The organism is Mediterraneibacter sp., assembly GCF_030825015.1.
In the GTDB taxonomy this organism is placed as follows: Bacteria; Bacillota; Clostridia; order Lachnospirales; family Lachnospiraceae; genus Mediterraneibacter.
In genome coordinates this window covers 1-7,836 of the sequence record NZ_JAPJQP010000012.1, presented here as the reverse complement: position 1 = coordinate 7,836, position 7,836 = coordinate 1, and the positions used below count along the sequence as shown (strand labels likewise).

The window sequence follows — 7,836 nt, the reverse complement described above, 5'->3', positions numbered from 1 at the left end:
GGTGACAGTGAAGGTGACAAAAGAAAGCGAGCCGGAGAAACCGGTCCTTACAGGCATAGAAGTATCGCTTGAAAAGAGTGAACTGAAAGTCGGTGAGACAACAACGGTAAATGTGAAGGTGAAACCGGAAGGTGCAGAAGATGTTCGGATTATGATCAATTCTTCGGATGACAATGTTGCTACGATCGATATCAATGGAGAAGTGACGGCAAATGGCGAAGGAACAGCAGAGATTACAGTGACGGCAACACAGGGAAGCGGAGCAGACGCGGTAACTGTAACCGGTACGGTGAAAGTCACAGTAATAAAAGAAGGAGAACCAGAGCCAGAACCAGAGCCGGAGCCGGAACCGCAGCCGGAACCAGAACCGGAACCGCAGCCGGAGCCGGAACCGCAGCCGCAGCCGGAACCGCAGCCGCAGCCGACACCGGAAACAGACGGAAAGAATCCGCCGAAGACAGGGGATGAGGCGACTCCGTTCTTCCCGTTTGTGCTTGTACTTGCAGCGGGAACAGCGGTTGTAGTGTTAAAAAAAAGAACGTATAAGTAGAAATACGCAGAGAAAAATTTTAAAATGAAAAATTGATATTTTTAGAAAAGGATTGCCGTGTGTAAGCGGCAATCCTTTTTAGCGTAAAAACAATATAAAATGAATGAAAGTCATATGAAAATTTATGGGATAAAAGAAACATTTCGTTCGAGCTGTGATAAAATAGTAAAAGGAAACGGATGCAGATAACCGGAATTTAAAAGAAAGATATAGGAGGAGAAGAACATGCAGGCAGATTATCATGTGCATACGAGCTACAGCGACGACTCTGTTTATCGTATGGAAGATGTTGTTAAAGACGCGATAAAATCAGGGTTAGATGAAATTTGTTTCACAGATCATGTTGATTATGGTGTGAAATGGGATTGGGACAGTGGACATACAATCGAATATCGGAATAATGAGCCGCTTGCCAATGTGGATTATCCTGAATACATGAAAGAGATCTTGGAAATGCAGCGCCGTTATGGGGACAAGATCGGTATTCGGACAGGTCTTGAATTTGGCATCCAGACACATACAATTCCAAAGTACCGGGAATTGTTTCAACGATATCCGTTTGATTTTATCATTCTTTCTATTCATCAGGTGGAAGACAAAGAGTTTTGGACACAGGATTTTCAAAGAGGGAAAACACAGCAGGAATATAATGAAAAATATTATGAGGAAATGCTGGCAGTTGTTCGGGAATACAAGGATTACAGCGTGTTGGGGCACATGGATCTGATCGCCCGTTACGATGAAAAAGGCGTGTATCCGTTTGGAAAGATAAAACCGATCGTAGAAGAGATCCTGCGGATTGTTATAGCGGATGGAAAAGGAATAGAGGTCAATACATCGTCTTATCGGTATGGTCTTTCTGATACGACGCCTTCAGCGGAAATTTTAAAATTATACAGAGAACTTGGAGGAACGATCATTACAATAGGAAGCGACAGCCATAAACCGGAACACTTGGGCGCTTATATAGAAGAAACAAAGGAAATGCTGAAAAAAGCAGGATATACGCAGTTTTGTACTTATGAAAAAATGTCGCCGATCTTTCATGATTTATAAAAATAAATTATAAAGAAAATGGTAAAAAGTTAGAATTGGTTAATGTGTACAAAAGGTTTGAAATATAATGCGCATATTGCACAAAGGACTGCTGGATAAGAAATGAAAACTATCATAAATTACAAATGAGGTGTTAAAAAGTGCAAATAACTGGGTAGTAAAGTGCGATATCATAAGAAAATAGGAATAGTGGGCAACTATAGTAACCAGAAAAAAAGAGGGAAATGTATGAGAAAGAGAATGAAAACAGTAAGAGGTCTGTGGGCAGGTTTGCTTGCGGCAGCGGTTGTGCTTACATCGGCTGCACCGTCGGCGCTGACCATACAGGCGGAAGAAGCTGATACAGGGCAGACTGTAGAAGCTTCAGGGGTGGAGTATCAGATCTATCCGACTCCCCATGAGATGACCTATCAAGATGGCGAGTTTATCATTAAGGACGTAAACATTGTTTACGATTCCGGTATTGATGAAGCAACAAAGAATCGAATGACAGAAGTCCTTTCGATCAAAGGCAAGAGTGAAAGCGCTGCCGTTACAGATGCAAAAGTTGACGGTAAGACGAATATTCTTGCAGGTATCTACGGTTCCAACGGATATGTAGATAAGTATGTAAAAGAACATTACACAGTAGATGAGACATTGTTTGACCATTATGGCTCCTATTTCCTTGCATCTAATAAAGATGAGATCGTAATCCTCGGATTGGATACAGATGCCGTATTTTATGGTATCACATCTTTGAAACATATTTTCAATCAGATGGATGGAACGACGATCCGCAACTTTGAGATGAGAGATTATGCGGATGTAAATATCCGTGGATTTATCGAAGGATATTACGGACTTCCGTGGTCTAACGAAGACAGAATGTCTCTTATGAGATTCGGAGGAGAGTTCAAGATGACGTCTTATATCTTTGCTCCGAAGGACGATGAGTATCACAAAGGAAAATGGCGTGAATTATATCCGCTAGAGGAGCTGGAGAAGATCAAAGAAATGGTAAAAGTCGGAAATGATTCGAAGTGCCGTTTCGTATGGACAGCTCATCCGTTTATGGGAGGATTTGATCAGAGCAAGGCGGACGCAGAGATTAACGCGCTTCTTCGTAAGTTTGATCAACTGTATGATGCCGGAGTTCGTCAGTTCGGAGTACTTGGCGACGACGTTGGAAATCTTCCGAGAGCGGTCGTTATTCAGATGATGACGGCAGTATCTGAATGGGCAAAAGGAAAAGGCGATGTATACGATACTGTATTCTGTCCTGCAGGATATAACCATTCTTGGCAGGAGTCAGGTTCGGGCTATGCAGAACTGAATGAGTATGATAAATCTTTCCCGGAAGATGTTAAGATCTTCTGGACAGGTGAAGCGGTGTGTCAGCCGATCGAACAGAAAACACTTGATCATTTCAGGACATATAAGGCGACAAATGGCGAACGTCGTGCCCCACTATTCTGGCTTAACTGGCCTGTAAACGACATTAACCACGGACGTCTTATGATGGGTAAAGGTGTTCAGCTTAAAACGGATGTAAATCCGGACGACCTTGCAGGTGCGGTGACAAACCCGATGCAGGAGTCAGAAGTATCGAAACCGGCGATCTTTGCAGTTGCAGATTACAGCTGGAATATCGCGGGATTTGACATGGATAAGAGCTGGGCGGATTCCTTCCCGTATATCGATGAGAATGCATCTGAGGAGCTGCATACGCTTGCAAAACATATGTCCAATCCGGAACCGAACGGTCATGGTCTTGTATTGCCGGAGTCTGAAGAGATTCAGGGATTGATCAATACATATAAGACACAGCTTGCAGCAGGAACAGTTGACGAAGCAACCTCTTCACAGTTGATCGCAGAGATGACAACGATCATCGAAGCATGCGACGGCTTCCACGCAAAGAGCATGAATGATGCAATGAAGGCGGAGATCCTTCCGTTTACAAGTTCTTTAAAAGATCTTTGTACGGCGATCCGTGCCTTTGCACAGGCGCAGGATGCGAGACAAAAAGGCAATATGGGAGCGGCTTTCGATCTGTATACGGCAGGTTCGGGAAGCTATGCGTCGTCCCAGACTTATACAAAAGAGATGTACAACGCGTCTCCGGCAGTTGTAACTCCGGGATCTACCCATTTGATTCCGCTGGCAAAAACGTTGGAAGCAACATTGTCAGGCCCGATGAACGACTATGTGGCAGGCGATGCAGAAAGACCGCTGGAGATTACGGCAGAGGCGAGCTTCAAAACATGGCAGAGCGGTAAACCGGCCGATATTATTGACGGCAGCAGTGAAACATATGCGTGGTATAACGGCGAGGAAGCAGCAGGACAGTATTATCAGGTGAACTTCAGCAGACCGACGACGATTTACGGAGTACATATCGAGAACGGCGCAGGAAGCAATAAGCCGGATGACACGTTCGGATATGCGAAACTGAAATATAAGGCGGAAGGTTCTGACGAATGGAAAGAATTAGAAGCCGGAAAAGAGTACGGTCCGTATGTGACGAATGTTAATGTAGCAGGAATTGAAATTGAAAAAGTAACGGCAGTTCGTTACGAGTGTTCAAGAGTCGGCGGTTCTGGAAAATGGCCGTCCATGCGTGAGTTCAAAGTAGATGTGCAGCCGGGAGCGGCAGATACATTTACGAAAGAAGTGATCCGCACAACAGATGGTTGGACTGTTTATAACAATGGAAATGAAAATAATGCCATCGACGGAGATGAGAGTACAAGCGTACATTACAACGTAAGACAGGGTGCCGCCACAAACCCAGATTCTATGATCGCAGGCGATTATTTCGGAGTGAAGCTGTCCGAGAAGATCACGCTTGGCAAGATCAAGATCGTTCAGGGAAATAATGATACACATGCAGATTACATGACGAACTGTGATCTCGAGTGGTCGAACGATGGGAATACATGGGAGAAGATTGCTACGTTTGAGAATAAACGCACGATTGAGGTTGACGTATCCGATAAGAATATTCAGGCGCAGTATGTTCGGATTAAACAAAATAAAGAGCAGAAAAACTGGTTTGCAATCAGAGAATTTGATGTTGACTCGAAAGTATGGTTCAACTCGAAAGTTTATACAAACGTAGATGCTTACAAAGAGTACAAAGCGAACATTTTGGATGAAAGCGCTGAGATTGAAGCAAAGAATGATATTACATTGAAGAAAGATCAGTATATCGGGTTGAAATTAGACCGCATCCATGAGATTAAAGCAATCGAGAAGAACTTGGAGAATGCAGATAAGCTTACTCTTGAAACGTCTCTCAATGCATATGAGTGGACAGCATATGATGCAAAGAAACCGGGAGATGCAAGATACATCAGATTGATCAACAAAACAAATGATGATGTAACATTCAACCTGAAACAGTTCACTGTAAATACAGTAGAGTTTAAAGGGAAATCACTGCATTCACAGAGTGGTAACTATACGATTACAGATCCTGAGAAAGCGTTCGATGGAGACAGAACGACAGAGGCTGTTTATCAGACATCTCAGAATGCAGGTGTTTGGTTCGTATATGATCTCGGACAGACCATTCACTTTGATACGTTCAAGGCTGTTTGTCAGGATGGAGAACATGACTTTATCAGACATGGTAAATTCTCTGTTTCTACAGACGGAGAGACATGGTCAGAGATTATGACGCTTGGTTCACAGGATGGACCGAATGAAGGAGAGGCGCAGAATACAGATGAGATCGGCGCTGTACTTCCGAATCATGAAACTTCTTACAATACAAAAGAAGTGAAAGATATTAATAAAGATGCACGTTACCTGAAATTTGAGGTGACAAGAACAAAAGTAGGTTCTGATAAGTGGGTTCGTTTCAGCGAGCTTGAGATCAATGGCGGAGCGTATGTTCCGAGCGAGAATGATCCGACATATGAAAGTTCATGTCTTGATACACAGAACGGAAGATTCTCTTATCTGTCAGATATGAATCTTGCGACAGCATTCATTCCGGCAGAAGAGAGCGGATCACTTGTTTACCATGTGTCAGATGACAATAACCGCAACATGATCAAGATCATTCAGAGAGCGGACGCGATTTCAAAAGCAGACGTAAGTGTAAGAACATTCGCGGAAGCAGAAAAATGGCAGAAAGTCGGAACGTTGACACAGACAGTGAATGAATATGTTCTTCCGGCAGACACAGTTCTTCTTGATGTTAAGATTGAGTGGAAAAATACAAAACTCGGCCTTACAGAAATGTTCATCACGAAAACAGACGCAACTTCGGTTGATAAAGCGGAATTGGCTGCATTGATCGAAGAAGCGAAAACACTTGATACATCGAAGTGGACAAAAGACAGCGCTGATGCATATAAGGCTGCTGTTGAGACTGGAAAAGCAATCAACGACAGCGTCGGAGCAGGTCAGGGAAGTGTAGACCGTGCAGTTCAGGCAATCAAGAATGCGAAAGTTGCAGACGGCGATAAAGAAAAATTAAAAGGCGATGCAGCATTGCTTGAGGCAGCGTTAAAAGATGCGCTGAAAGATGAAGATGCAAAAGACTATACGGCAAGAACATGGCGTCCGTACAAAACTGCGTTAAATGCAGTTGAAGCGGCTGCGGCAGCAGAAAATGTGGAGAACACATCGATTGCTGATGTAGAAAAAGTGCTTGCAGATCTGGAAGCGGCGAAAGCGGCGCTTGTATATGATCCGACAAATATGGAACTGGCAATTCTGGAATCAGAGTCTGCACAGGATCTGATCGATGCAACACAGAAACCGTATGAAGTATACACAAAAGAATCCTGGGATAAATTTGTGGCAGAGAAAGCAGAATTGGATACTTTGATCAATCGGGAACCGAAGGCTCATCCGGATGAATTTGCACAGGCGCTTCAGGAAATGAAGGCGGCAAAAGAAGGATTGAAAACAATCACAGAACCGGATCAGACAGAGGAACAGCTTCGCGCGATGATCGCTTCGGCAAAAGCGTATGAGGAGAAAAAAGATACTTATACAAAAGACAGCTATGCGAACTTAGCGGCAGAGACAGCGGAAGCTGAAAAAGCGCTTAACAGCGGTGACAAAGAGAAAATGAAAGATGCGATCAAGAATCTTGATGCGGCAGTGAAAGGACTTGTTCTCAGAGCAAATGAAGCTGAACTGAAAGCGTACATAGAAGGAATTCAGTTGGAAGACGAGTCTAAATATACAGAAGAGACATATAAATCATATAAAGAAGCATACGATAATCTGAAAGCGCTTCTTGAACGTGATCTGACAAATGTTTCTGCTGAGGAATATGCAGACTTGAAAACAGCTTTTGAAAAAGCAGAGAAAGCGTTAGTTACAAAACCGGAGAACCCGGATCCGGAAAATCCGGATAAAGAAGCTCCGTCAGCACCGTCTGATCTGAAAGTAACAGATACAACAGATACGACAGTTAAGATCGAGTGGAAAGCATCCAAAGACAATGTAGGAGTTGCAGGATATGAAATCTTTGTAAATGGAAAAACAATCGGTACGGTAAACAGCGATGCTCTTACAGCAGAGATTGTAAAACTGGCGCCGAATACAGAGTACAAGATTGAAGTTGCGGCGTTTGACAAAGCAGGAAATAAATCTGCGGCAGCTTCTGTAAAAGCAAAGACAAAAGAAGGCAAAGCGGCGGCAGCACCGGAGACTCCTGAAGTGAGACCGGGCGCTGTGCAGACAGGCGATGCGACACCGTTTACAGCATTGTTCATGATGATGCTTATGGCAGCGGCAATGTTTGCAGGAGTTTCTGCAGTCAGAGTGAAGAAGAGAAAATAAAGCGACGGTTCAATCGTTCAGTTTGATAATGTGAACTGCTGAAACCTAAAGGGGCATGATTTCGGTCATGTCCCTTTTTGATAAGTTTCTCTGTTTTTTTGAGGCTGTAAAAAATGGATTTTAAATTTTGTTGAAATTTTTTATAGAATAAGTAAGAAAAAGCTTGCAATTATAAAAGTTATATGATAATATTAAAAACGGTTCTGCTACAGCAGTATCTAAAAACAATGGCCCCGTGGTCAAGCGGTTAAGACATCGCCCTTTCACGGCGGTAACACGGGTTCGATTCCCGTCGGGGTCATTTATCATTCAAAACCAATCAAAGCATAGATGGTAAAGAATGATAAAACTGTGCATAATCAGGAGAGATGTGCAGTATATATATAATAAGGCGCAGTAGCCAAGTGGTAAGGCGTGGGTCTGCAACACCCTGATTCACC

Annotated in this window: 3 protein-coding genes and 1 tRNA gene; all 4 read left to right on the top strand. The window is 43.3% G+C overall.

The genetic code is table 11. The annotated features are described in order from the left end of the window. The coding region (locus RCH61_RS06675; RefSeq protein WP_306480227.1) for an Ig-like domain-containing protein at window positions 1-550 on the top strand (550 nt) is incomplete at its 5' end. A gap of 225 nt (window positions 551-775) precedes the next feature. Next, window positions 776-1,606 carry a histidinol-phosphatase HisJ family protein gene (locus RCH61_RS06670; RefSeq protein ID WP_178007126.1) on the top strand — a complete coding sequence of 277 codons (831 nt, stop codon included), beginning with the start codon at window positions 776-778 and terminating at the stop codon, window positions 1,604-1,606. Window positions 1,607-1,834: 228 nt separating this feature from the next. Continuing rightward, entirely contained in the window at window positions 1,835-7,396 is a 5,562-nt protein-coding gene (locus RCH61_RS06665; RefSeq protein WP_178007128.1) for a beta-N-acetylglucosaminidase domain-containing protein, read from the top strand. Window positions 7,397-7,625: 229 nt separating this feature from the next. Further along, window positions 7,626-7,697: transfer RNA gene (locus RCH61_RS06660), tRNA-Glu, on the top strand. Window positions 7,698-7,836: the final 139 nt, after the last annotated feature.